31 protein-coding genes are annotated in these 19,942 nt (G+C 68.8%); 1 reads left to right on the top strand and 30 read right to left on the bottom strand.

What is annotated here, in order from left to right; translation table 11 throughout:
• Positions 1–9 precede the first annotated feature (9 nt).
• Both rplM and ACFYNS_RS26090 read right to left on the bottom strand, forming a co-directional pair.
• Entirely contained in the window at positions 10–453 is a 444-nt protein-coding gene (rplM, locus tag ACFYNS_RS26095; RefSeq protein ID WP_388605332.1) for a 50S ribosomal protein L13, read from the bottom strand.
• Positions 454–808: 355 nt separating this feature from the next.
• Positions 809–2,482 (bottom strand): ABC-F family ATP-binding cassette domain-containing protein, encoded by a 1,674-nt coding sequence (locus ACFYNS_RS26090; protein ID WP_388605330.1) that lies wholly within the window; start codon positions 2,480–2,482, stop codon positions 809–811.
• A 66-nt stretch (positions 2,483–2,548) separates the two neighbouring features.
• On the opposite strand from ACFYNS_RS26090, the gene ACFYNS_RS26085 reads away from it, so the two are divergent.
• Complete coding sequence (locus ACFYNS_RS26085; protein WP_360290878.1) at positions 2,549–3,469, top strand: hypothetical protein; 921 nt, start codon at positions 2,549–2,551, stop codon at positions 3,467–3,469.
• 147 nt (positions 3,470–3,616) lie between these two features.
• On the opposite strand, the gene truA is transcribed toward ACFYNS_RS26085, so the two are convergent.
• From truA to rplB, 28 genes are all read right to left on the bottom strand, one after another.
• Entirely contained in the window at positions 3,617–4,477 is an 861-nt protein-coding gene (gene truA / locus ACFYNS_RS26080; protein WP_388605328.1) for a tRNA pseudouridine(38-40) synthase TruA, read from the bottom strand.
• A 96-nt stretch (positions 4,478–4,573) separates the two neighbouring features.
• Positions 4,574–5,065, bottom strand: a complete 492-nt coding sequence (gene rplQ, locus ACFYNS_RS26075) for a 50S ribosomal protein L17 (protein ID WP_360290883.1) — start codon at positions 5,063–5,065, stop codon at positions 4,574–4,576.
• Positions 5,066–5,189: 124 nt separating this feature from the next.
• Positions 5,190–6,212, bottom strand: a complete 1,023-nt coding sequence (locus ACFYNS_RS26070) for a DNA-directed RNA polymerase subunit alpha (protein WP_019354927.1) — start codon at positions 6,210–6,212, stop codon at positions 5,190–5,192.
• A gap of 149 nt (positions 6,213–6,361) precedes the next feature.
• Positions 6,362–6,988, bottom strand: a complete 627-nt coding sequence (gene rpsD, locus ACFYNS_RS26065) for a 30S ribosomal protein S4 (RefSeq protein ID WP_019354928.1) — start codon at positions 6,986–6,988, stop codon at positions 6,362–6,364.
• 25 nt (positions 6,989–7,013) lie between these two features.
• On the bottom strand, positions 7,014–7,418 hold the full coding sequence (gene rpsK, locus ACFYNS_RS26060; RefSeq protein WP_016473404.1) for a 30S ribosomal protein S11: 405 nt from the start codon (positions 7,416–7,418) through the stop codon (positions 7,014–7,016).
• A gap of 67 nt (positions 7,419–7,485) precedes the next feature.
• Entirely contained in the window at positions 7,486–7,866 is a 381-nt protein-coding gene (gene rpsM, locus ACFYNS_RS26055) for a 30S ribosomal protein S13 (protein ID WP_360290888.1), read from the bottom strand.
• A 174-nt stretch (positions 7,867–8,040) separates the two neighbouring features.
• Positions 8,041–8,154 carry a 50S ribosomal protein L36 gene (gene rpmJ / locus ACFYNS_RS26050; protein WP_003956441.1) on the bottom strand — a complete coding sequence of 38 codons (114 nt, stop codon included), beginning with the start codon at positions 8,152–8,154 and terminating at the stop codon, positions 8,041–8,043.
• 66 nt (positions 8,155–8,220) lie between these two features.
• On the bottom strand, positions 8,221–8,442 hold the full coding sequence (gene infA / locus ACFYNS_RS26045) for a translation initiation factor IF-1 (RefSeq protein ID WP_003948620.1): 222 nt from the start codon (positions 8,440–8,442) through the stop codon (positions 8,221–8,223).
• A 343-nt stretch (positions 8,443–8,785) separates the two neighbouring features.
• A complete protein-coding gene (map, locus tag ACFYNS_RS26040; protein ID WP_360290891.1) occupies positions 8,786–9,622 on the bottom strand; it encodes a type I methionyl aminopeptidase in 837 nt (278 codons plus the stop codon).
• Positions 9,623–10,102: 480 nt separating this feature from the next.
• Positions 10,103–10,753, bottom strand: a complete 651-nt coding sequence (locus tag ACFYNS_RS26035; RefSeq protein ID WP_360290894.1) for an adenylate kinase — start codon at positions 10,751–10,753, stop codon at positions 10,103–10,105.
• Positions 10,753–12,066, bottom strand: a complete 1,314-nt coding sequence (secY, locus tag ACFYNS_RS26030; protein ID WP_276478296.1) for a preprotein translocase subunit SecY — start codon at positions 12,064–12,066, stop codon at positions 10,753–10,755. The genes ACFYNS_RS26035 and secY overlap by 1 nt, the downstream gene beginning before the upstream one ends.
• A gap of 184 nt (positions 12,067–12,250) precedes the next feature.
• Positions 12,251–12,709 carry a 50S ribosomal protein L15 gene (rplO, locus tag ACFYNS_RS26025; protein ID WP_075002194.1) on the bottom strand — a complete coding sequence of 153 codons (459 nt, stop codon included), beginning with the start codon at positions 12,707–12,709 and terminating at the stop codon, positions 12,251–12,253.
• A 1-nt stretch (position 12,710) separates the two neighbouring features.
• The gene (gene rpmD / locus ACFYNS_RS26020; protein WP_019354934.1) at positions 12,711–12,893 is read right to left on the bottom strand and encodes a 50S ribosomal protein L30; all 183 of its coding nucleotides are present in this window, start codon (positions 12,891–12,893) and stop codon (positions 12,711–12,713) included.
• Entirely contained in the window at positions 12,893–13,495 is a 603-nt protein-coding gene (gene rpsE, locus ACFYNS_RS26015) for a 30S ribosomal protein S5 (RefSeq protein ID WP_019354935.1), read from the bottom strand. The genes rpmD and rpsE overlap by 1 nt, the downstream gene beginning before the upstream one ends.
• A 43-nt stretch (positions 13,496–13,538) precedes the next feature.
• Complete coding sequence (gene rplR, locus ACFYNS_RS26010) at positions 13,539–13,922, bottom strand: 50S ribosomal protein L18 (RefSeq protein WP_075002196.1); 384 nt, start codon at positions 13,920–13,922, stop codon at positions 13,539–13,541.
• 3 nt (positions 13,923–13,925) lie between these two features.
• Entirely contained in the window at positions 13,926–14,465 is a 540-nt protein-coding gene (gene rplF / locus ACFYNS_RS26005; RefSeq protein ID WP_360290901.1) for a 50S ribosomal protein L6, read from the bottom strand.
• A 23-nt stretch (positions 14,466–14,488) separates the two neighbouring features.
• A complete protein-coding gene (gene rpsH, locus ACFYNS_RS26000) occupies positions 14,489–14,887 on the bottom strand; it encodes a 30S ribosomal protein S8 (RefSeq protein ID WP_360290903.1) in 399 nt (132 codons plus the stop codon).
• A 164-nt stretch (positions 14,888–15,051) separates the two neighbouring features.
• Positions 15,052–15,237, bottom strand: a complete 186-nt coding sequence (locus ACFYNS_RS25995; protein WP_019354939.1) for a type Z 30S ribosomal protein S14 — start codon at positions 15,235–15,237, stop codon at positions 15,052–15,054.
• A gap of 2 nt (positions 15,238–15,239) precedes the next feature.
• Positions 15,240–15,803 carry a 50S ribosomal protein L5 gene (gene rplE / locus ACFYNS_RS25990; protein WP_019354940.1) on the bottom strand — a complete coding sequence of 188 codons (564 nt, stop codon included), beginning with the start codon at positions 15,801–15,803 and terminating at the stop codon, positions 15,240–15,242.
• The gene (rplX, locus tag ACFYNS_RS25985) at positions 15,803–16,126 is read right to left on the bottom strand and encodes a 50S ribosomal protein L24 (protein ID WP_026004359.1); all 324 of its coding nucleotides are present in this window, start codon (positions 16,124–16,126) and stop codon (positions 15,803–15,805) included. Before rplX ends, rplE begins: the two co-directional genes overlap by 1 nt.
• A 2-nt stretch (positions 16,127–16,128) precedes the next feature.
• The gene (rplN, locus tag ACFYNS_RS25980) at positions 16,129–16,497 is read right to left on the bottom strand and encodes a 50S ribosomal protein L14 (RefSeq protein ID WP_019354942.1); all 369 of its coding nucleotides are present in this window, start codon (positions 16,495–16,497) and stop codon (positions 16,129–16,131) included.
• Positions 16,498–16,621: 124 nt separating this feature from the next.
• The gene (rpsQ, locus tag ACFYNS_RS25975; protein ID WP_019354943.1) at positions 16,622–16,906 is read right to left on the bottom strand and encodes a 30S ribosomal protein S17; all 285 of its coding nucleotides are present in this window, start codon (positions 16,904–16,906) and stop codon (positions 16,622–16,624) included.
• Positions 16,906–17,130, bottom strand: a complete 225-nt coding sequence (gene rpmC, locus ACFYNS_RS25970) for a 50S ribosomal protein L29 (protein WP_019354944.1) — start codon at positions 17,128–17,130, stop codon at positions 16,906–16,908. Before rpmC ends, rpsQ begins: the two co-directional genes overlap by 1 nt.
• The gene (gene rplP, locus ACFYNS_RS25965) at positions 17,130–17,549 is read right to left on the bottom strand and encodes a 50S ribosomal protein L16 (RefSeq protein WP_360290911.1); all 420 of its coding nucleotides are present in this window, start codon (positions 17,547–17,549) and stop codon (positions 17,130–17,132) included. The genes rpmC and rplP overlap by 1 nt, the downstream gene beginning before the upstream one ends.
• 3 nt (positions 17,550–17,552) lie before the next feature.
• Positions 17,553–18,389, bottom strand: coding sequence for a 30S ribosomal protein S3 (gene rpsC / locus ACFYNS_RS25960; RefSeq protein ID WP_360290914.1), 837 nt, complete (start codon positions 18,387–18,389; stop codon positions 17,553–17,555).
• A complete protein-coding gene (gene rplV, locus ACFYNS_RS25955; protein ID WP_360290973.1) occupies positions 18,389–18,736 on the bottom strand; it encodes a 50S ribosomal protein L22 in 348 nt (115 codons plus the stop codon). Before rplV ends, rpsC begins: the two co-directional genes overlap by 1 nt.
• A 43-nt stretch (positions 18,737–18,779) precedes the next feature.
• On the bottom strand, positions 18,780–19,061 hold the full coding sequence (gene rpsS, locus ACFYNS_RS25950) for a 30S ribosomal protein S19 (RefSeq protein WP_019354948.1): 282 nt from the start codon (positions 19,059–19,061) through the stop codon (positions 18,780–18,782).
• Positions 19,062–19,074: 13 nt separating this feature from the next.
• Complete coding sequence (gene rplB, locus ACFYNS_RS25945) at positions 19,075–19,911, bottom strand: 50S ribosomal protein L2 (protein WP_360290917.1); 837 nt, start codon at positions 19,909–19,911, stop codon at positions 19,075–19,077.
• Positions 19,912–19,942: the final 31 nt, after the last annotated feature.

The following is a 19,942-nucleotide window of genomic DNA, read 5'->3' as shown; positions in this document are numbered from 1 at the left end:
TGGCCGGACTTACTGCGCGACCTGGCTGATCTCGAACGGCACGGGCTGCTGGGCACCGTGGGGGTGCTGGTCGCCCGCGTAGACCTTCAGCTTCGAGAGCATCTGACGGCCCAGGGAGTTCTTGGGGAGCATGCCCTTGACGGCCTTCTCCACCGCCTTCTCCGGGGTCTTCTCCAGCAGCTCGTCGTAGCGGACGGAGCGCAGACCACCCGGGTACCCGGAGTGGCGGTAGGCCATCTTCTGGGTGCGCTTGTTGCCGGAGAGGTGCACCTTGTCGGCGTTGATGATGATGACGAAGTCACCGGTGTCGACGTGGGGCGCGTACACGGGCTTGTGCTTACCCCGCAGGAGAGTGGCGGCCTGGGAGGCCAGCCGGCCGAGGACGACGTCCTGGGCGTCGATGACATGCCACTGGCGCTGAATGTCGCCAGGCTTGGGGCTGAACGTACGCACGGTCGTAGCCTTCGCTTCTTCAGTGATTGGGTCCTGACAGGGCCAACCAGGCAGATCACGACAGGCAAGATCGCATGCGGTGACGCAACCGCATGCTGATCGCTGGTCATCGACCGGTAGGCCGGTGTATAGACCCCCCACGTGAGAACAGGCAAGCCAATACACACAACGAACCAGCAGGATACCGACCCTGCCCCGCAAGGGTCAAAACAGCCCCCCGGACGGCCTCCGCACCCCGCCCCGGGACCGGGGACCGCCGCCCGACTCGCCGCCGGCCCGGCCACCCCCGCGGCCGCACCGTACGCGCCCCGGGCAGCGGCACCGCCCCGCGGCACCGCCCCGCGGCACCGCGGCCTCACCGCTTCCGCGCCACCCGGGCCTCGTCCCACACCGGCTCCGCGGACTCCCGGACCCGGCCGTCGGCGCCGAAGACGAGCCAGCGGTCGAAGGAGCGGGAGAACCAGCGGTCGTGCGTCACCGCCACCACCGTCCCCTCGAACGCCTCCAGCCCCTCCTGCAACGCCTCCGCCGACTCCAGGTCCAGGTTGTCCGTCGGCTCGTCCAGCAGCAGGGCCGTGGCCCCGGCCAGCTCCAGCAGCAGGATCTGGAAGCGCGCCTGCTGTCCGCCGGACAGCCGCTCGAAGGGCAGCTGGGCCTGGCGCGTCAGCTCGTACCGGCGCAGCACCGACATCGCGGCGCCGCGGTCCCGGGCGTGCTCCTTCCACAGGATGTCCAGCAGGGTGCGGCCCTCCAGTTCGAATGAGGAGGTGCCGGCGCTCAGCGCCGTCGATGAGGGGCGGTGGCCGGGCGGCGGGTGGGCATGGGTCTGCGCGAAGTGGCCCGGCACCACGCGGGCGCCCAGTTTCCAGTCACCCGTGTGCGCCACCTCCCCGCCGGCCAGCAGCCGCAGGAAGTGCGACTTGCCCGAGCCGTTGGAGCCCAGCACCGCGACCCGCTCCCCGTAGAAGACCTCCAGGTCGAAGGGGTCCATCAGGCCGGTCAGCTCCAGGCCGGCGCAGGTGATCGCCCGCACCCCGGTACGGCCGCCCCGCAGCCGCATCCGGATGTCCTGCTCACGCGGCGGCTCCAGCGGCGGCCCCGCCTCCTCGAACTTCTGCAGCCTGGTGCGGGCCGCCTGCAGCCGCGAGGCCATGTCGGAGTTGAAGGCGGCCTTCTGCTTGTACATGACCACCAGCCGCTTGAGCTTCGCGTGCTCCTCGTCCCAGCGCCGCCGCAACTCCTCGAACCGCGCGAACCGCTCCCGGCGCGCCGCGTGGTACGTCTCGAAGCCGCCTCCGTGCACCCACACGTCGCTGCCCGCGGCGCCCGGCTCCACGCTGACGATGCGGTCGGCGGCGCGGGCCAGCAGCTCGCGGTCGTGGGAGATGAACAGCACCGTCTTGGACGTCTCGCGGAGCCGGTCCTCCAGCCACCGCTTGCCGGGGACGTCCAGGTAGTTGTCCGGCTCGTCCAGCAGCAGCACCTCGTCCGTGCCACGCAGCAGCGACTCCAGGACGAGCCGCTTCTGCTCACCGCCGGAGAGGGTGCGCACCTGCCGCCACTGTGCCTTCTCGTAGGGGGCGCCCAGCGCGGCGACCGTGCACACGTCCCACAGCGTCTCCGCCTCGTACCCGCGTGCCTCCGCCCAGTCGGCGAGCGCCTGCGCGTACTGCATCTGCGCCGCCTCGTCGTCGACGGTCATCACCGCGTACTCCGCGTCGTCCAGCGCCCGCGCCGCCGCCCTGATCCGCGGGTGCGCCACGGAGACCAACAGGTCGCGGACCGTGCTCTCGTCCCGGACGCCGCCCACGAACTGCGGCATCACCCCCAGGCCGCCGCTGACGGTCACCGTGCCGCCGTCCGGGGTGATCTCCCCGGCGATCAGGCGCAGCAGCGTCGTCTTGCCCGCGCCGTTCGTCCCCACCAGCGCCACCGAGGAGCCCTCGCCCACGCGCAGCGACGCATCGTCGAAGAGCGCTCTCCCGTCGGGCAGCAGGAAATCCAGGTGCGCGACTTCGACATGTCCCATGAACCCGATTGTCACGGTCCGACGACGCCCGATCCAAGCGAATATCACGCGCAATAGGATGCGGTCATGAGCTTTGGGCAGGGGGGACCTCCGTGGGGTTCCCAAGGCGGACCCGATGGGCACTGGGGCGGCGGCCCCGGCGATCAGAACTCCGGGCACCTCGGCGGATCGGCCCCCGACTGGGCGGCACTCGCCGAGCAGGCCGAGCGCAGCCGCGCCCGACGTCGGCGCTGGCTGATGGCGGGCGGCGGAGCCCTGGCGACCGCCGCCGTGGCGGGCATCGTCGCGGTGGCCGTCGTCAACGAGAACGGTTCGGAGGCATCCGACAAGCCCTCGGACAGTCTGCCGCCCTCCTCCAGCGTCCCGCCGGGCGACAAGGACCCGCAACCGACGTTCAAGGACGAGCCGCCGCCCCCGGCACCGCCGCGGGACTTCATCTCGGACGCCTCCCGGGACAAGGCCCCGCTGAGCGCCAAGACGCTCTACCCCACCCGCCGCGTCACCATCAACGACCACCCCTACAAGCTGACCAAGACCGACTCCAGCAAGGACTGCGCGGCGGCCGCGCACGCGGGACTGGGCCCGGTGCTGACCCGCAACAACTGCACCGCCCTCTTCCGCGCCACCTACACCCACGACGGCATCGCCGTCACCGTGGGGATCGCCGTCTTCAAGGACGCCGCCACCGCCGAGAAGGCCAAGAAGCAGTACCAGCCCAACCTGGTCGCCCTCCCCGGCGGCGGCGTCCCCGACTTCTGCCGTACGGTCACCTGCCGCACCACGGCCAACTCGCTGGGCCGGTACGCGTACTTCACCATCGCCGGCCGCACCGACGGCCAACCTTCCGGAGCGGGCGACAAGAAGGCCCAGCAGGCCGCCCTCGACGGCTCCAACTACGCCTACGCGCGGGTCCTCAAGCGCGGCAAGGACCAGTCGGCCGCCGCGGCGAAGTCCCCGGAGCCGGAGAAGTCCTCGGAGTCGGACTGACCGTCGGATCCTCCCGGCGGGCTCCCGTTGGTCTCCCGCCGGGCCCGCGGTGTCCGGCCCCGCGGCGGCGTCCGGCACCCGCATCCGTCACCCTGCGGCGTCCGGGCGGCACGCCCTCGCAGCGCCGCGGCACACCCTCGGGTGCCGTCAGCAGCACCCCGCGGCGGCGCCGCGGCCCGGCAGCGGGGGGAGGGTGCGCTTGTTGCGGGAGGCCAGGTTGCGGGCCGCCAGCTCCGAGTCCGCCGGGTAGCCGACCTCCTCCAGGGTGAGGCCGTGCGGGCGCACCACATGGACGGCGGAGTCCCGCACGCCCGCGGCCAGCACCTGCGCGGGCCACTCCGGGGAGCGGTGGCCGTCGCCCACGAAGAGCATGGCGCCCACCAGGGCGCGCACCATGTTGTGGCAGAACGCGTCGGCCCGCACGGTCGCCTCCAGCACCCCGTCCGGGCGGCGTACCCACGCCAGCTCCTGCAGCGTGCGGATGGTCGTCGCGCCCTCGCGCTTCTTGCAGTACGCCGCGAAGTCGTGCTCCCCCAGCAGCCCGCGGGCCGCCTCGTTCATGGCGTCCAGGTCCAGCGGCCAGTTGTGCCAGAGCACATGGCCGCGCAGCAGCGGATCGGCGCCCCAGGGATGGTCGGTGACCCAGTAGGCGTAGCGCCGCCAGATCGCCGAGAACCGGGCGTCGAAGTGCGGCGGCGCCTCCTCGACGCGGCGGACCCGGACGTCCATCGGGAGCCGGCCCGCCAGCCGGCGCAGCAGCTGCGTGCCGTGCTCGGCCCACACCTCGGCGGGCAGGTCGACGTGTGCGACCTGCCCTCGGGCGTGCACTCCGGCGTCGGTGCGCCCGGCGACGGTCAGCTCCGGGGTCTCGTCCCGCCGCAGGACGACCCGCAGCGCGTCCTCGATCTCACCCTGGACCGTGCGCCGGCCGTGCTGCCGGGCCCATCCGGAGAACTCCCGTCCGTCGTAGGACACATCCAGCCGCACTCGCACCAGGTCGTTCGTCACGGCCCGATCTTCTCATCCGGCCCGGGCCGGATACGACGAGTGGGCCCGCCCCCCCTGCCGGGGGACGGGCCCACTCATACGTCAGCCGTGCGCTGCTCAGGCGTCCTTGGACTCGCCCTCGTCGTCGGCCGACTCCTTCTTCAGGTCGGCGACGGCCTCGTCACCGGCGGCGTCCTTGGCGGAGCGCTTGGTCGCGGCCTCGGCCTCGCCGACCGCGGCCTGCTGCACGGTCAGCGGCTCCACCAGCTCGATGACCGCCATCGGGGCGTTGTCGCCGCGACGGGGGCCGATCTTGGTGATGCGGGTGTAGCCACCGGGACGGTTCTCGTACCGGGGACCGATCTCGGTGAAGAGCGTGTGGACGACGCTCTTGTCCAGGACGGTCCGCATGACCTGGCGACGGTTGTGCAGGTCGCCCTTCTTCGCCTTGGTGATCAGACGCTCGGCGACCGGACGCAGGCGGCGGGCCTTCGCCTCGGTCGTCGTGATGCGGCCGTGCTCGAACAGCGCGGTCGCGAGGTTGCCCAGCATCGCCTTCTGGTGCGCGGCGCTGCCGCCCAGACGGGGACCCTTGGAGGGCTTCGGCATGGTGTCTCTCCTTCGTTGTCACTGCACCGGCCGTGTCAGGCACCGGAGGCAGTCCCGGCCGTGCGAGGTACCGGGAAGGGGTTCACGGGGGCTCCGGACGGAGCCCCCGCCGGTCGGCAGTCGCTCAGTACTGCTCGGTCTCGACGAACCCGGCGTCCGCGTCGTCGTCGGCGCCGAAGGCGTCGGCGGCGGCGGTCGGGTCGAATCCGGGCGGGCTGTCCTTGAGGGCCAGGCCCATCCCGGCCAGCTTCGCCTTGACCTCGTCGATGGACTTCGCACCGAAGTTGCGGATGTCCAGCAGGTCGGCCTCGGAGCGGGCCACCAGCTCGCCCACCGAGTGGATGCCCTCGCGCTTGAGGCAGTTGTAGGAGCGGACCGTCAGCTCCAGCTCCTCGATCGGCAGCGCCAGGTCGGCCGCGAGCGCGGCGTCCGTCGGCGACGGGCCCATGTCGATGCCCTCGGCGTCGACGTTCAGCTCGCGGGCCAGGCCGAACAGCTCGACCAGCGTCTTGCCTGCGGACGCCATGGCGTCGCGGGGCCGCATGGCCTGCTTGGTCTCGACGTCGACGATCAGCTTGTCGAAGTCGGTGCGCTGCTCGACTCGGGTCGCCTCGACCTTGTAGGTGACCTTGAGGACGGGCGAGTAGATGGAGTCGACCGGGATCCGGCCGATCTCCTGGCCCACCTGCTTGTTCTGCACGGCGGAGACGTAGCCGCGGCCGCGCTCGACGGTCAGCTCCATCTCCAGCTTGCCCTTGCCGTTCAGCGTGGCGAGGACCAGGTCCGGGTTGTGCACCTCGACACCGGCCGGCGGCGCGATGTCCGCGGCGGTGACCAGGCCCGGGCCCTGCTTGCGCAGGTACATCACGACCGGCTCGTCGTGCTCGGAGGAGACGACGAGGGACTTGATGTTGAGGATGAGGTCGGTGACGTCCTCCTTGACGCCCGGCACGGTCGAGAACTCGTGCAGGACACCGTCGATCCGGATGCTGGTCACGGCAGCACCGGGGATCGAGGAGAGGAGCGTACGACGCAGGGAGTTACCGAGGGTGTAGCCGAAACCCGGCTCCAGCGGCTCGATCACGAACCGGGAGCGGAACTCGTCGACGACCTCTTCGGTCAGGGAAGGGCGCTGAGCGATCAGCATGAGATGTTTTCCTCCAGTTTTCGGCAACCGCTATTTGATGCCGGTACTGCAAGGGTACGGGCGGCCCGGCCGAAACCGGCCGGAACCGCCCCGCACCCGTGTGAGCGGACCCGGAGGACCCGGGCACGCTCGACGATCAGCCGCCTCGGCTACTTCGAGTACAGCTCGACGATGAGCTGCTCCTGCACCTGGGTGTCGATCACCTGGCGCTCGGGCATCGAGTGGACGAGGATCCGCATCTTCGCCGGAATGGACTCCAGCCACGCCGGAACGGTCTTCTCGCCGGCCTCCGCAGCCGCCACCTGGAAGGGGGTGAGGTTACGGGAGGACGGACGGACCTCGACGATGTCGTTGACGGAGACCCGCGCCGAGGGGATGTCGGTCTTGCGACCGTTCAGCGCGATGTGGCCGTGCTTGACGAGCTGGCGGGCGTGGTCGCGGGACTTGGCGAAGCCGGCCCGGTACACGACGTTGTCCAGACGGGTCTCCAGAATCCGCAGCAGGTTCTCACCCGTCTTGCCCTGCTGTCGGTTGGCCTCGTTGAAGTACCCGCGGAACTGCTTCTCCAGCACGCCGTAGATACGGGCGGCCTTCTGCTTCTCGCGCTTCTGCAGCAGGTACTCGGAGTCCTTGGTGCGCCCGCGCCCGTGCTCACCCGGGGGGTAAGGACGGATCTCGATCGGGCACTTCGCGCTCTCGCACTTAGCTCCCTTGAGGAAGAGCTTCTGCTTCTCCCGACGGCAACGCTTGCAGTCGGCCCCGGTGTAACGCGCCATGTGTGGTGATCTCCTACTTCAGTTCTCAGACCCGGCGACGCTTCGGCGGGCGGCAGCCGTTGTGCGGGGTGGGGGTGACGTCCTGGATCGAGCCGACCTCGAGGCCGGTGGCCTGGAGGGAGCGGATCGCGGTCTCACGGCCGGAGCCGGGACCCTTGACGAAGACGTCCACCTTCCGCATGCCGTGCTCCTGCGCGCGGCGCGCCGCGTTCTCGGCGGCCATCTGCGCGGCGAACGGCGTCGACTTGCGCGAGCCCTTGAAGCCGACGTGGCCGGCGGAAGCCCAGGAGATCACGTTGCCGGTCGGGTCGGTGATCGAAACGATGGTGTTGTTGAACGTGCTCTTGATGTGAGCGTGCCCGTGGGCAACGTTCTTCTTCTCCTTGCGGCGCACCTTCTTGGCGCCGGCCGTACGGCCCTTCGGAGGCATATAGAGATAACTCCCGTGAGGTGGTCGGTCCTACTACGCGGACCGCTTGCAGCGTGTCCGGTGCGGACTACTTCTTGCCCGGCTTCTTCTTGCCGGCGATGGCGCGACGCGGGCCCTTACGGGTGCGGGCGTTGGTCTTGGTGCGCTGACCGTGGACCGGGAGACCGCGCCGGTGGCGCAGGCCCTCGTAGCAGCCGATCTCCACCTTGCGGCGGATGTCGGCCTGGATCTCACGGCGGAGGTCACCCTCGACCTGCAGGTTGTTGTCCACGTACTCGCGGAGCTGGACCATCTGCTCCTCGTCCAGGTCCCGGACGCGGGTGTCCGGGCTGACCCCGGTCTCGCGCAGGGTCTGCTGGGCAAGGGTGCGGCCGATGCCGAAGACGTAGGTGAGGGCGACCTCGACGCGCTTCTCGCGCGGGAGGTCGACGCCAGCGAGGCGTGCCATGGATGTGGCTCCTGATGATTTCGTCGGAGGTCTGAAGCAGTCCCGCTCCCGTCCCCTGGAGGACAGGTCCCCGGCCTCCGACCGGGGGTGTCGACACCGCGTACGGCGCCGGGTCCTGCTTATGCAACTGTTGCTCGCGTCGCGCGAAGGAACTGCGAAAGGCAGGTCGTCTAGTCAGCCCTGGCGCTGCTTGTGGCGCAGGTTGTCACAAATGACCATGACCCGCCCGTGGCGGCGGATCACCTTGCACTTGTCGCAGATCTTCTTGACGCTCGGCTTGACCTTCATGGTGTGAGGTTCTCCGGGTCTGGCCTTCTCCCCACGGGAGCGGGGAAGCCGGCACGATCTGTCGATCTACTTGTAGCGGTAGACGATCCGTCCGCGCGTCAGGTCGTAGGGAGACAGCTCCACCACGACCCGGTCGTCGGGAAGGATACGGATGTAGTGCATCCGCATCTTGCCGCTGATGTGCGCGAGGACCTGGTGCCCGTTCTGGAGCTCAACCTTGAACATCGCGTTCGGGAGAGACTCGACGACGGTGCCCTCGATCTCGATGGCCCCTTGTTTTTTGGCCATGCTTGAGCGCTTCACCTTCCGGGATCGGCTACCTGGGAGGCCCTGGCTCTCCGAGTGGCAAACGGGTACACCTGGGCCGACGAGCCAGTCTACGACACCGCTCCCCGAATAGACGAATCGGGGGAGTCTCCCCGCGGCGCGCGCAGCTTAATCCGCCGAGCCGCGATCCGAGGCGATTCACCCGGGCGGGTCCCCCGGGGTGGCTCCGGGGCCGGGACCGTGACGGAGAGCCGGGCCGCGGGCCGGAAGAGCCCGGACCACTCGGCGGGAGCGGCCGGAAACTCAGCACGGCAGCGGTCCGGCGCCGCGGCGGCCGGACGCTCGGCGGGAGCCGACCGGGCCTTCAGCCCAGCGGGTCCGGAGCGGCCTCGATCCCGAGCTCGGCCAGCTTGGCGCGGCCGCCGTCCGGCGCGGTCAGCACCAGCGGCCCCTGCTCGGTGAGGGCGATCGAGTGCTCCCAGTGGGAGGACCAGGTGCCGTCGTTCGTCTTGACCGTCCAGTCGTCCGACAGCACGTGCGTACGGGCTGTGCCCAGGCTCACCATCGGCTCGATGGCCAGGCACATCCCGGGCACCAGCTTCGGCCCCCGGCCGCGGCGCCGCTCGACGTAGTTCAGCAGGTGCGGGTCCATGTGCATCTGCGAGCCGATGCCGTGGCCGCCGTAGTCCTCGATGATCCCGTACTTGCCACCCGCCGGGCGCGGCTGCCGCCGGATGTAGCTCTCGATCGCCTTGGAGATGTCGACCAGCCGGTTGCCCTTGCGCATCGCGGCGATCCCGGCCCACATCGACTCCTCCGTCACCCGGCTGAGCTCGCGCAGCTCCGCCGAGTGGCCCTCGCCGACGAAGACGGTCAGCGCGGCGTCCCCGTGCCAGCCGTCGATGATCGCCCCCGCGTCGATGGACAGCAGGTCACCTGCCTTGAGGACGGTCTCCTTGCTGGGGATGCCGTGCACCACGACCTCGTTCACCGAGGTGCAGATGTTCCCGGGGAAGCCGCCGTACCCGAGGAAGTTCGGCTTCGCACCGTGATCGGCCAGCACCTTCGCCGCGACCTCGTCCAGGTCCTTCGTGGTCGCGCCGGGCACCGCGGCCTCGGCACACGCCCGGTGCATGGCCGCGACGACCAGCCCCGCCTCGCGCATCTTCGCGATCTGCTCCGGGGTCTTGATCTCGACCATGCCGACGTCCGCCTTCCCTGGCCGACGGCTCCCGCCGCCGGCTGCTCCCTGTACGAAAACTGCCCCCACAAGTCTGCCAGCCCGGGTCCGGAGGCGGGCACGCCGTCCCCGGCCGCCGTCTCCGGCCCGCGGTCGCGGGGGACGCGGTCGCCGGTCCCGGTCCCGGTCCCGGCCCCGGGGCTCAGGCTCCGGTCCCCCGTCCCGTACCGGCAGTCACCGGTACGCGGCCGTCGGTCCCCGGGCCCGGGTACCCGGCCGCCGTTCCCGGCCGACGGTCGCCGGGCCGCTTCCGCCCGTCGCAGGTCCGCGGCCGCACGGACGCCGTCTCCCGTCCCGGCCCGGGGCCGGCCGCGGTCCGCCGAGCAGCCGGAACAGCCGACGGGGCCGGACCTCTGGTCCGGCCCCGTCGCAACGGCCGATGCCGGGCGCGGCACGCGCGCCCCGGGCTACCGGGCGCCGCTCTCGCGCGCCCGGCCCCTGCTACTCCGCGGAGATCGCCTGCATCGCGCGCTCCGTCACCTCGCTGACCGTACCCAGCGCGGAGATCGTGGTCACGAGCCCCTGCGCCTTGTAGTGGTCGATGATCGGCTCGGTCTCGCTGTGGTAGACCTCGAGCCGCTTGCGCACGGTCTCCTCGCGGTCGTCCTCACGCTGGTAGAGCTCACCGCCGCAGGCGTCGCAGACGCCGTCGGTCTTGGCGGGGCTGTACTCGACGTGGAAGACGTGGCTGCTGTCGTTGCGGCAGATCCGCCGACCGGCGATCCGCTTGACGACCTCGTCCTCGGGGACCTCCAGGTCGAGCACCGCGTCCAGCTTCAGACCGGTCTCGTCCAGGTAGCCGTCCAGCGCCTGGGCCTGGGCGATGTTCCGCGGGAAGCCGTCGAGCAGGAAGCCGCCCGCGGCGTCCTCCTCCTCCATGCGCCCCTTGGCCATCCCGATGGTGACCTCGTCGGGGACCAACTGGCCGGCCCGCATGTACTCCTGCGCCTTCTGCCCGAGCGGAGTGCCCTGGCTGATGTTGGCGCGGAAGAGGTCGCCGGTGGCGATGTGCGGGATCGCGAGGTTCTTGGCGAGGAACGCGGCCTGCGTCCCCTTGCCTGCACCAGGCGGCCCGACCAGGACGATACGCATCAGCGGAGGAACCCTTCGTAATGGCGCTGCTGAAGCTGGCTCTCGATCTGCTTCACGGTCTCGAGACCGACGCCCACGATGATCAGGATGCTCGTTCCGCCGAACGGGAAGTTCTGGTTGGCGTTGAACATGATCAGCGCGACGGTCGGCACCAGTGCGATCAGACCCAGGTACAGAGAGCCGGGCCACGTGATCCGGTTCAGCACGTAGCTCAGGTACTCCGCGGTGGGACGACCAGCCCGGATACCCGGGATGAAGCCACCATACTTCTTCATGTTGTCGGCAACTTCTTCGGGGTTGAAGGAGATGGCGACGTAGAAGAAGGCGAAGAAGACGATCAGCAGGAAGTAGGTCGCGATGTAAAGCGGGTGGTCACCCTTTACGAAGTGCGCCTGGATCCACTGCGCCCAGCCCGCCTGGGATCCGCTGAACTGCACGATCAGCGCGGGAATGTAGAGCAGCGACGAGCCGAAGATGACGGGAATCACACCGGCCTGGTTGACCTTCAGCGGAATGTAGGTCGAGGTGCCGCCGTAACTCCGCCGGCCGATCATGCGCTTCGCGTACTGCACCGGAATACGGCGCTGGGCCTGCTCGACGAAGACCACCAGGCCGACCATCGCCAGGCCGCAGAGGATGACCGCACCGAACTCGATCCAGCCGTCCGCCAGCTTGCCCTGCTTCTTGATGGCCCACAGCGCGCCGGGGAAACCGGCCGCGATGGAGACGAACATCAGGATCGACATGCCGTTGCCGATACCGCGGTCGGTGATCAGCTCACCCAGCCACATGATCAGGCCGGTACCCGCGGTCATCGTGATGACCATCACGATGGTGCTGAAGATCGACTGGTCGGGGATGATCTGGCTGGCGACGCTGCAGCTCTGGAAGAGGCTGCCGCTGCGCGCGGTGGCGACCAGACCGGTGGCCTGGAGGATGGCGAGCGCGACGGTCAGATAGCGGGTGTACTGCGTGATCTTCGCCTGTCCGGCCTGCCCCTCCTTCTTCAGGGCCTCCAGCCGGGGGATGACCACCACCAGCAGCTGCAGGATGATGCTCGCCGTGATGTACGGCATGATCCCGAGAGCGAAGATGGTGATCTGCAGCAGCGCGCCACCGCTGAACATGTTGACCAGGCCGAAGAGGCCCTGCGCGCCCTTGGCCTCGTCCATACAGGCTTGGACGTTCTCGTAGCTGACGCCCGGCACCGGAACGTGCGCTCCGATTCGGAAGAGCACCATGATGCCGAGCGTGAAGAGCAGCTTCTTGCGCAGGTCGGGCGTCTGGAACGCCCGGGCGAACGCGGTGAGCACGGTGCCTCCTGCGCCCCCCGCGATCTACTGGCGCGAGAGGTGACGGTCTTGAGGATCGACAGTTATCAACGTGGTGCCACCTTACCGGCCGGTGCACCACCGAGAAACGACCAGCTACGCAAACAACCAGCCGGGGATGTCCCGTTGGGACATCCCCGGCCTGTCGTTCACCTGGTCAACGAACTCAGAGGAGTTCGGTGACGGTGCCGCCGGCGGCGGTGATCTTCTCCTTGGCGGAGCCGGAGACCTTGTCGACGGTCACCGTCAGCGCCACCGAGATGTCGCCGTCACCGAGCACCTTGACCAGCTCGTTCTTGCGCACAGCGCCCTTGGCGACCAGATCGGCCACCGTGACCTCGCCACCCTGCGGGTAGAGCGCGGCCAGCTTCTCCAGGTTCACCACCTGGAACTGCTTGTGGGCGGGGTTGTTGAAGCCCTTGAGCTTGGGCAGCCGCATGACCAGCGGCATCTGCCCGCCCTCGAAGCGCTCCGGAACCTGGTACCGGGCCTTGGTGCCCTTCGTACCACGGCCCGCGGTCTTGCCCTTGGACGCCTCACCACGACCCACGCGGGTCTTGGCGGTCTTGGCGCCCGGGGCCGGACGGAGGTTGTGCACCTTCAGCGGGTTCTCGGAGTCAGCCATCTCAGTCGACCTCCTCGACCGTCACGAGGTGGCGCACGGTGTGCACCTGACCGCGAACGACGTCGCTGGCCTCGCGGACGGCCACATCGTTGACGCGCTTGAGACCCAGGGTCCGCAGCGTGTCACGGTGGTTCTGCTTGGTCCCGATGACGGAACGCGTCTGCGTGATCTTCAGGCGAGCCATTACGCGCTCACCCCTGCACGCGCCCGCAGCAGAGCGGCGGGTGCCACGTCCTCCAGCGGCAGGCCGCGACGGGCCGCGATCTCCTCGGGGCGCTGAAGCCCCTGCAGAGCCGCCCGCGTGGCGTGCACGATGTTGATCGGGTTCGACGAGCCGAGCGACTTGCTGAGCACGTCGTGGATGCCCGCGCACTCCAGCACGGCACGCACCGGGCCACCGGCGATCACACCGGTACCGGGCGAGGCCGGCTTGAGCAGCACGACACCCGCGGCTTCCTCACCCTGGATCGGGTGCGGAATGGTGCCCTGGATGCGGGGGACCTTGAAGAAGTGCTTCTTGGCCTCCTCCACACCCTTGGCGATGGCGGCCGGCACCTCCTTGGCCTTGCCGTAACCGACACCCACGGTGCCGTCACCGTCGCCCACCACGACCAGCGCGGTGAAGCTGAAGCGACGACCACCCTTCACAACCTTGGCGACACGGTTGATCGCGACAACGCGCTCAACGTACGCAGTCTTCTCGGCGGCGGCGCCGCCGTCCCGGCCCTTACGGTCCCGCCGGTCGCCGCCACCGGCGCCGCCACCGCGGCGCTGGGGTCCAGCCATTGGAATTACCTCTCTCGATTAACGTCCGCTTGCAGGACCGTGCTCAGAACTTGAGCCCGGCCTCGCGGGCGGCGTCGGCCAGAGCGGCAATCCGCCCTGCGTACTTGTTGCCACCGCGGTCGAACACGACAGCCTCGACACCCGCGGCCTTCGCACGCTCGGCGACCAGTGCGCCGACCTGCTGGGCCTGGGCGCTCTTGTCGCCCTCGCCACCGCGAACCGAACCGTCCAGGTGCGACGCCGAGGCCAGCGTGTGGCCCGCGAGGTCGTCGATCACCTGCGCGGTGATCCCGCGGTTGGTGCGGGTCACCACCAGACGGGGGCGCTCGGGCGTGCCCGAGACCTTCTTCCGGATGCGGATGTGCCGGCGCTTGGCAGCGGAACGCTTGTAGGCGTCGCCCTTGGCGATCTTCACGCCGTATGCCATGGCTTACTTACCAGCCTTTCCGACCTTGCGGCGGATGACCTCGCCCGCGTACTTCACGCCCTTGGCCTTGTACGGGTCGGGCTTGCGCAGCTTGCGGATCTTCGCGGAAACCTCGCCGACCCGCTGCTTGTCGATGCCCTCGACCGTGAACTTGGTCGGGGACTCGACCTTGAAGGAGATCCCCTCGGGGGCCTCCACCAGGATCGGGTGGCTGTAGCCCAGCGAGAACTCCAGGTCGGAGCCCTTGGCCTGGACCCGGTAGCCGACACCGCTGATCTCGAGGTCCTTGCTGAACCCGTTGGTCACGCCAGTGATCATGTTCGCCACCAGCGTGCGGGACAGGCCATGCAGGGCCCTGTTCCGGCTCTCGTCGTTCGGACGGGTGACGACGAGCGCGCCGTCCTCGCCCTTGGCGATCTCGATGGGCGCGGCAACGGTGTGCGAGAGAGAGCCCTTGGGGCCCTGCACCGCGACCGTCTGGCCATCGATGGTGACGTCCACACCGGCGGGAACCTGGATGGGGAGCTTGCCGATACGCGACATTGCTTTACCTCCGTTCCCTTCCGTTACCAGACGTAGGCGAGGACTTCCCCACCCACGCCCTTCTTCTGAGCCTGCTTGTCGGTCAGCAGACCGTGCGACGTGGAGATGATCGCCACGCCCAGGCCGCCGAGCACCTTCGGCAGGTTGGTGGACTTTGCGTAGACCCGCAGACCCGGCTTGGAGATCCGCTTGATACCGGCGATCGAGCGCTCGCGGTTCGGGCCGAACTTCAGCTCGAGAACGAGGTTCTTGCCGACCTTGGCGTCCTCGGTCTTCCAGCCGGTGATGAAACCCTCCTGCTGGAGGATCTCCGCGATGTGCGACTTGATCTTGCTGTGCGGCATCTCGACGGCGTCGTGGTACGCCGAGTTCGCGTTCCGCAGACGAGTCAGCATGTCTGCGATGGGATCGGTCATGGTCATGTGATGGCCTTCGGCCTCTCTCGCCGGGGTTTCCCTGTCTGCGTCGTCCTTCTCCCCGTCCGCCGGCCTTGCGGCCGACGACGGGACGGGTGCGTCGCGGGGGACCTACGGCGTAGTAAGCGACTTTTCAGCTTACCGAGAGTCCTGGCTTGTCCCCGAAGGGATTACCAGGAGCTCTTGGTCACGCCCGGCAGCTCGCCACGGTGCGCCATCTGGCGGAGGCACACGCGGCACAGGCCGAACTTGCGGTAGACGGAGTGCGGACGGCCGCACCGCTGGCAGCGCGTGTAGGCACGCACCGCGAACTTGGGCTTGCGGCCGGCCTTGGAGATCAGGGCCTTCTTCGCCATGGTCAGTTCTCCTTGAACGGGAAGCCGAGGTGACGAAGCAGGGCGCGGCCCTCGTCGTCGGTGGTCGCCGTGGTGACCACGGTGATGTCCATGCCCCGGACCCGGTCGATCTTGTCCTGGTCGATCTCGTGGAACATGACCTGCTCCGTGAGACCGAAGGTGTAGTTGCCCCTGCCGTCGAACTGCTTGGGCGACAGACCGCGGAAGTCGCGGATGCGCGGCAGCGCGAGGGACAGCAGGCGGTCCAGGAACTCCCACATCCGGTCGCCGCGCAGCGTCACGTGGGCGCCGATCGGCTGCCCCTCACGCAGCTTGAACTGCGCGATGGACTTGCGGGCCTTGGTGACGGCGGGCTTCTGGCCGGTGATCGTGGCGAGGTCCTTGATGGCACCCTCGATCAGCTTGGAGTCGCGGGCGGCGTCGCCCACACCCATGTTGACCACGATCTTGGTCAGCCCGGGGATCCGCATGACGTTGTCGTAGGCGAACTCGTCCTGCAGCTTGCCCTGGATCTCGGCGCGGTAGCGCTGCTTGAGGCGGGGGGCCTCAGAGGTGGTGGCAGTCATCAGATGTCCTCACCGGTCCGCTTGGCAACGCGGATCTTGTTGCCTTCGTCGTCGAAGCGGTACCCGACACGGGTCACGACCTTCTTGCCGTCCGCCTCCACGATCAGCTGAACGTTGCTGACGTGGATCGGGGCCTCGGTCGTCACGATGCCGCCGGTCTTCGAACCGCGGGCCGTCTGACCGGCCTTGGTGTGCTTCTTGACCCGGTTGACACCCTCGACCAGGACGCGGTCCTCGCGGGGGTAGGCCACGATGACCTTGCCCTGCTTGCCCTTGTCCTTGCCGGTGATGACCTGAACCAGGTCGCCCTTCTTGATCCTCATGGTCACAGCACCTCCGGCGCGAGCGAGATGATCTTCATGAACTTCTTCTCGCGCAGCTCACGACCGACCGGGCCGAAGATGCGGGTACCGCGAGGGTCGCCGTCGTTCTTGAGAATGACGGCGGCGTTCTCGTCGAACCGGATGTACGAGCCGTCGGGGCGGCGGCGCTCCTTCACGGTGCGCACGATGACGGCCTTGACGATGTCGCCCTTCTTCACGTTCCCGCCCGGGATCGCGTCCTTGACGGTAGCGACGACGACGTCACCGATGCCCGCGTAGCGCCGGCCCGAGCCGCCGAGCACACGGATGGTGAGAATCTCCTTCGCACCCGTGTTGTCGGCGACGCGAAGCCGGGACTCCTGCTGGATCACGTCTATCTCCTGTATGTCTGCCGGTTCCCGGCAGGGATCTCGCGATCCCTGCCGAGCCTGGCGGAACGAACCTGCGGGGGTACCCCCTCAGGCAGCTTCTCCGGGACTCCCCAGCGGGGAGGTCCTACTTGGCCTTCTCGAGGATCTCGACGATGCGCCAGCGCTTGGTGGCGGACAGCGGCCGGGTCTCCATCAGGAGGACGCGGTCGCCGACACCGGCAGCGTTCTGCTCGTCGTGCGCCTTGAGCTTGTTGGTACGGCGGATGACCTTGCCGTACAGGGCGTGCGTGACGCGGTCCTCGACGGCGACGACGACGGTCTTGTCCATCTTGTCGCTGACGACAAGACCCTGCCGGGTCTTGCGGAAGCCGCGCTCCTGCTGTGTCTCAGTCACATTCGTCTCGCTCATCAGGCGCTCTCCACCGTCTCGATGCCCAGCTCGCGCTCACGCATCAGGGTGTAGATCCGGGCGATGTCCTTGCGGACGGCCTTGAGCCGACCGTGGTTCTCGAGCTGCCCGGTCGCCGCCTGGAAGCGGAGCTTGAACAGCTCGTCCTTGGCTTCGCGGAGCTTGGAGCCAAGCTCCTCGTCGCCCAGCTCGCGCAGCTCGGACGCCTTGGTTCCGGCGGCCATCACGCGTCACCTGCCTCGCGCCGCACCACGCGGCACTTCATCGGAAGCTTGTGAGCTGCGCGGATGAGCGCCTCACGAGCAATCTTCTCATTCGGGTAGGACAGCTCGAACATCACGCGCCCCGGCTTGACGTTGGCGACCCACCACTCGGGCGAACCCTTACCGGAACCCATGCGGGTCTCAGCGGGCTTCTTGGTCAGCGGGCGGTCGGGGTAGATGTTGATCCACACCTTGCCGCCACGCTTGATGTGACGAGTCATGGAGATACGAGCGGCCTCGATCTGCCGGTTCGTCACGTAGGCACCGGTCACAGCCTGGATGCCGTACTCACCGAACGCGACCTCGGTACCGCCCTTGGCCATACCCGTGCGCTTCGGGTGGTGCTGCTTGCGGTGCTTGACCCTGCGCGGGATCAGCATGGGTCAGCTCTCCTTTCCTGAAGCGCTCGGCTCGGCGGCGGCGCCGGCGGGCGCGGCGGACTCCGTCTTGGGAGCCTCAGCCGAACCCTGGCCCTGCTGCGGCTTGCGACCGCGACGCTCGCCGCCCCGACCACGGGGACGGTCGTTGCCGCCACCGCCGCGCGACGGGCGGTTGCCCGCACGGGCCGCGGCGTTCTCGGCGCGCACCTCGGAGATGTTCTTGACATCGCCCTTGTAGATCCACACCTTCACACCGATGCGGCCGAAGGTCGTACGGGCCTCGAAGAAGCCGTAGTCGACGTTGGCGCGCAGCGTGTGCAGCGGGACCCGGCCCTCGCGGTAGAACTCCGAGCGCGACATCTCGGCACCGCCGAGACGGCCGCCGCACTGGATCTTGATGCCCTTGGCACCGGCCTTCATCGACGTCTGCATGCTCTTGCGCATGGCGCGACGGAAGGAGACCCGGGAGGAGAGCTGCTCGGCGACCGCCTGGGCGACGAGCTGCGCGTCCGTCTCGGGGTTCTTCACCTCGAGGATGTTGAACTGGATCTGCTTGCCGGTGAGCTTCTCCAGGTTGCCGCGCAGCCGGTCCGCCTCGGCGCCGCGGCGGCCGATGACGATGCCCGGACGGGCGGTGTGGACGTCGACGCGGACGCGGTCACGCGTGCGCTCGATCTCCACCTTGGAGATGCCCGCCCGCTCCATGCCCTGAGTGAGCATGCGGCGGATCGAGACGTCTTCCTTGACGTAGTCCTTGTAGAGCTTGTCGGCATACCAACGCGACTTGAAGTCGGTGGTGACGCCGAGCCGGAACCCGTGCGGGTTTACCTTCTGGCCCATTACCGGGTTCCTTCCTTGCTGCTCACGACCACGGTGATGTGGCTCGTCCGCTTACGGATCCGGTAGGCGCGGCCCTGGGCGCGCGGCCGGAACCGCTTCAGGGTCGGGCCCTCGTCGACGTACGCCTCGGAGATGTAGAGGCTGTCGGCGTCGGTGTGGTCGTAGTTGTGCGCGGCGTTGGCGATGGCGCTGTCGAGCACCTTGCCGACCGGCATGCTCGCGGCCTGCGGGGCGAAACGCAGGACCGCCTGAGCCTCCGTGGCGTCCATGCCACGAACAAGGTCCACCACCCGGCGGGCCTTCATGGGCGTGACGCGCACATAGCGCGCTGAGGCCCTGGCTTCCATGGTTGTCCCTTCGGTGTCAGTCATAGTCTTCGCACCCAGCCGTTCAGCGACGACGCGACTTGCGGTCGTCCTTCACGTGGCCGCGGAAGGTGCGGGTCGGCGCGAACTCGCCGAGCTTGTGGCCGACCATCGACTCGGTGACGAACACCGGGACGTGCTTGCGGCCGTCGTGCACCGCGATCGTGTGGCCCAGCATGGCCGGGACGATCATCGAGCGGCGAGACCAGGTCTTGATGACGTTCTTGGTGCCCGCGTCGTTCTGGCCGTCCACCTTCTTGGCGAGGTGGTCGTCGACGAAGGGCCCCTTCTTGAGACTGCGCGGCATCTAAACCCGCCTCCTAGCGCTTCTTGTTCGTCTTGCGGCGGCGGACGATGTACTTGTTGCTGGCCTTCTTCGGCGAGCGCGTACGCCCCTCCTTCTGACCCCACGGCGAAACCGGGTGGCGGCCACCGGAGGTACGACCCTCACCACCACCGTGCGGGTGGTCGATCGGGTTCATGACCACACCGCGGACGGTCGGGCGGACGCCCTTCCAGCGCATGCGGCCGGCCTTGCCCCAGTTGATGTTCGACTGCTCGGCATTGCCGACCTCGCCGACGGTGGCGCGGCAGCGGACGTCGACCAGCCGGATCTCACCGGACGGCATGCGCAGGTGGGCCATCCGGCCCTCCTTCGCCAGCAGCTGCACCGAGGCACCGGCCGAGCGGGCGAACTTGGCGCCGCCGCCCGGCTGCAGCTCGATCGCGTGGATCGTCGTACCCACGGGGATGAAGCGCAGCGGCAGGTTGTTGCCCGGCTTGATGTCGGCGCCCTGGCCGTTCTCGATGCGGTCGCCCTGCTGGATGCCGCGCGGGGCGAGGATGTAACGCTTCTCGCCGTCCACGTAGTGCAGCAGCGCGATGCGCGCGGTGCGGTTCGGGTCGTACTCGATGTGCGCGACCTTCGCCGGCACGCCGTCCTTGTCGTGCCGACGGAAGTCGATCACGCGGTAGGCGCGCTTGTGGCCACCACCCTGGTGGCGCGCAGTCACACGACCGGCGTTGTTACGGCCGCCCTTGCTGTGCAGCGGGCGGACCAGCGACTTCTCCGGCGTGGACCGCGTGATCTCGACGAAGTCGGCGACGGATGAGCCGCGACGGCCCGGAGTCGTCGGCTTGTACTTGCGGATACCCATTTCTCAGTCCTCGGAAGATTCCGGACTTCAG

The sequence above is a fragment of the Streptomyces sp. NPDC006925 genome (assembly GCF_042869575.1).
Lineage (GTDB): Bacteria > Actinomycetota > Actinomycetes > Streptomycetales > Streptomycetaceae > Streptomyces.
This window is presented reverse-complemented; position numbering and strand designations above follow the sequence as displayed.

Coding starts and splice junctions, on each gene's coding strand:
- ACFYNS_RS26090 (WP_388605330.1), bottom strand. CDS start 2,482: ATGGGACATGTCGAAGTCGCGCACCTGGATTTCCTGCTGCCCGACGGG.
- ACFYNS_RS26085 (WP_360290878.1), top strand. CDS start 2,549: ATGAGCTTTGGGCAGGGGGGACCTCCGTGGGGTTCCCAAGGCGGACCC.
- rplQ (WP_360290883.1), bottom strand. CDS start 5,065: ATGCCGAAGCCCTCCAAGGGTCCCCGTCTGGGCGGCAGCGCCGCGCAC.
- ACFYNS_RS26070 (WP_019354927.1), bottom strand. CDS start 6,212: ATGCTGATCGCTCAGCGCCCTTCCCTGACCGAAGAGGTCGTCGACGAG.
- rpsD (WP_019354928.1), bottom strand. CDS start 6,988: ATGGCGCGTTACACCGGGGCCGACTGCAAGCGTTGCCGTCGGGAGAAG.
- rpsK (WP_016473404.1), bottom strand. CDS start 7,418: ATGCCTCCGAAGGGCCGTACGGCCGGCGCCAAGAAGGTGCGCCGCAAG.
- rpsM (WP_360290888.1), bottom strand. CDS start 7,866: ATGGCACGCCTCGCTGGCGTCGACCTCCCGCGCGAGAAGCGCGTCGAG.
- rpmJ (WP_003956441.1), bottom strand. CDS start 8,154: ATGAAGGTCAAGCCGAGCGTCAAGAAGATCTGCGACAAGTGCAAGGTG.
- infA (WP_003948620.1), bottom strand. CDS start 8,442: ATGGCCAAAAAACAAGGGGCCATCGAGATCGAGGGCACCGTCGTCGAG.
- map (WP_360290891.1), bottom strand. CDS start 9,622: ATGGTCGAGATCAAGACCCCGGAGCAGATCGCGAAGATGCGCGAGGCG.
- ACFYNS_RS26035 (WP_360290894.1), bottom strand. CDS start 10,753: ATGCGTATCGTCCTGGTCGGGCCGCCTGGTGCAGGCAAGGGGACGCAG.
- rplO (WP_075002194.1), bottom strand. CDS start 12,709: ATGGCTGACTCCGAGAACCCGCTGAAGGTGCACAACCTCCGTCCGGCC.
- rpmD (WP_019354934.1), bottom strand. CDS start 12,893: ATGGCTCGCCTGAAGATCACGCAGACGCGTTCCGTCATCGGGACCAAG.
- rpsE (WP_019354935.1), bottom strand. CDS start 13,495: ATGGCTGGACCCCAGCGCCGCGGTGGCGGCGCCGGTGGCGGCGACCGG.
- rplR (WP_075002196.1), bottom strand. CDS start 13,922: ATGGCATACGGCGTGAAGATCGCCAAGGGCGACGCCTACAAGCGTTCC.
- rplF (WP_360290901.1), bottom strand. CDS start 14,465: ATGTCGCGTATCGGCAAGCTCCCCATCCAGGTTCCCGCCGGTGTGGAC.
- rpsH (WP_360290903.1), bottom strand. CDS start 14,887: ATGACCATGACCGATCCCATCGCAGACATGCTGACTCGTCTGCGGAAC.
- ACFYNS_RS25995 (WP_019354939.1), bottom strand. CDS start 15,237: ATGGCGAAGAAGGCCCTGATCTCCAAGGCCGGCCGCAAGCCCAAGTTC.
- rplE (WP_019354940.1), bottom strand. CDS start 15,803: ATGACTGCCACCACCTCTGAGGCCCCCCGCCTCAAGCAGCGCTACCGC.
- rplX (WP_026004359.1), bottom strand. CDS start 16,126: ATGAGGATCAAGAAGGGCGACCTGGTTCAGGTCATCACCGGCAAGGAC.
- rpsQ (WP_019354943.1), bottom strand. CDS start 16,906: ATGAGCGAGACGAATGTGACTGAGACACAGCAGGAGCGCGGCTTCCGC.
- rpmC (WP_019354944.1), bottom strand. CDS start 17,130: ATGGCCGCCGGAACCAAGGCGTCCGAGCTGCGCGAGCTGGGCGACGAG.
- rplP (WP_360290911.1), bottom strand. CDS start 17,549: ATGCTGATCCCGCGCAGGGTCAAGCACCGCAAGCAGCACCACCCGAAG.
- rpsC (WP_360290914.1), bottom strand. CDS start 18,389: ATGGGCCAGAAGGTAAACCCGCACGGGTTCCGGCTCGGCGTCACCACC.
- rplV (WP_360290973.1), bottom strand. CDS start 18,736: ATGGAAGCCAGGGCCTCAGCGCGCTATGTGCGCGTCACGCCCATGAAG.
- rpsS (WP_019354948.1), bottom strand. CDS start 19,061: ATGCCGCGCAGTCTCAAGAAGGGGCCCTTCGTCGACGACCACCTCGCC.
- rplB (WP_360290917.1), bottom strand. CDS start 19,911: ATGGGTATCCGCAAGTACAAGCCGACGACTCCGGGCCGTCGCGGCTCA.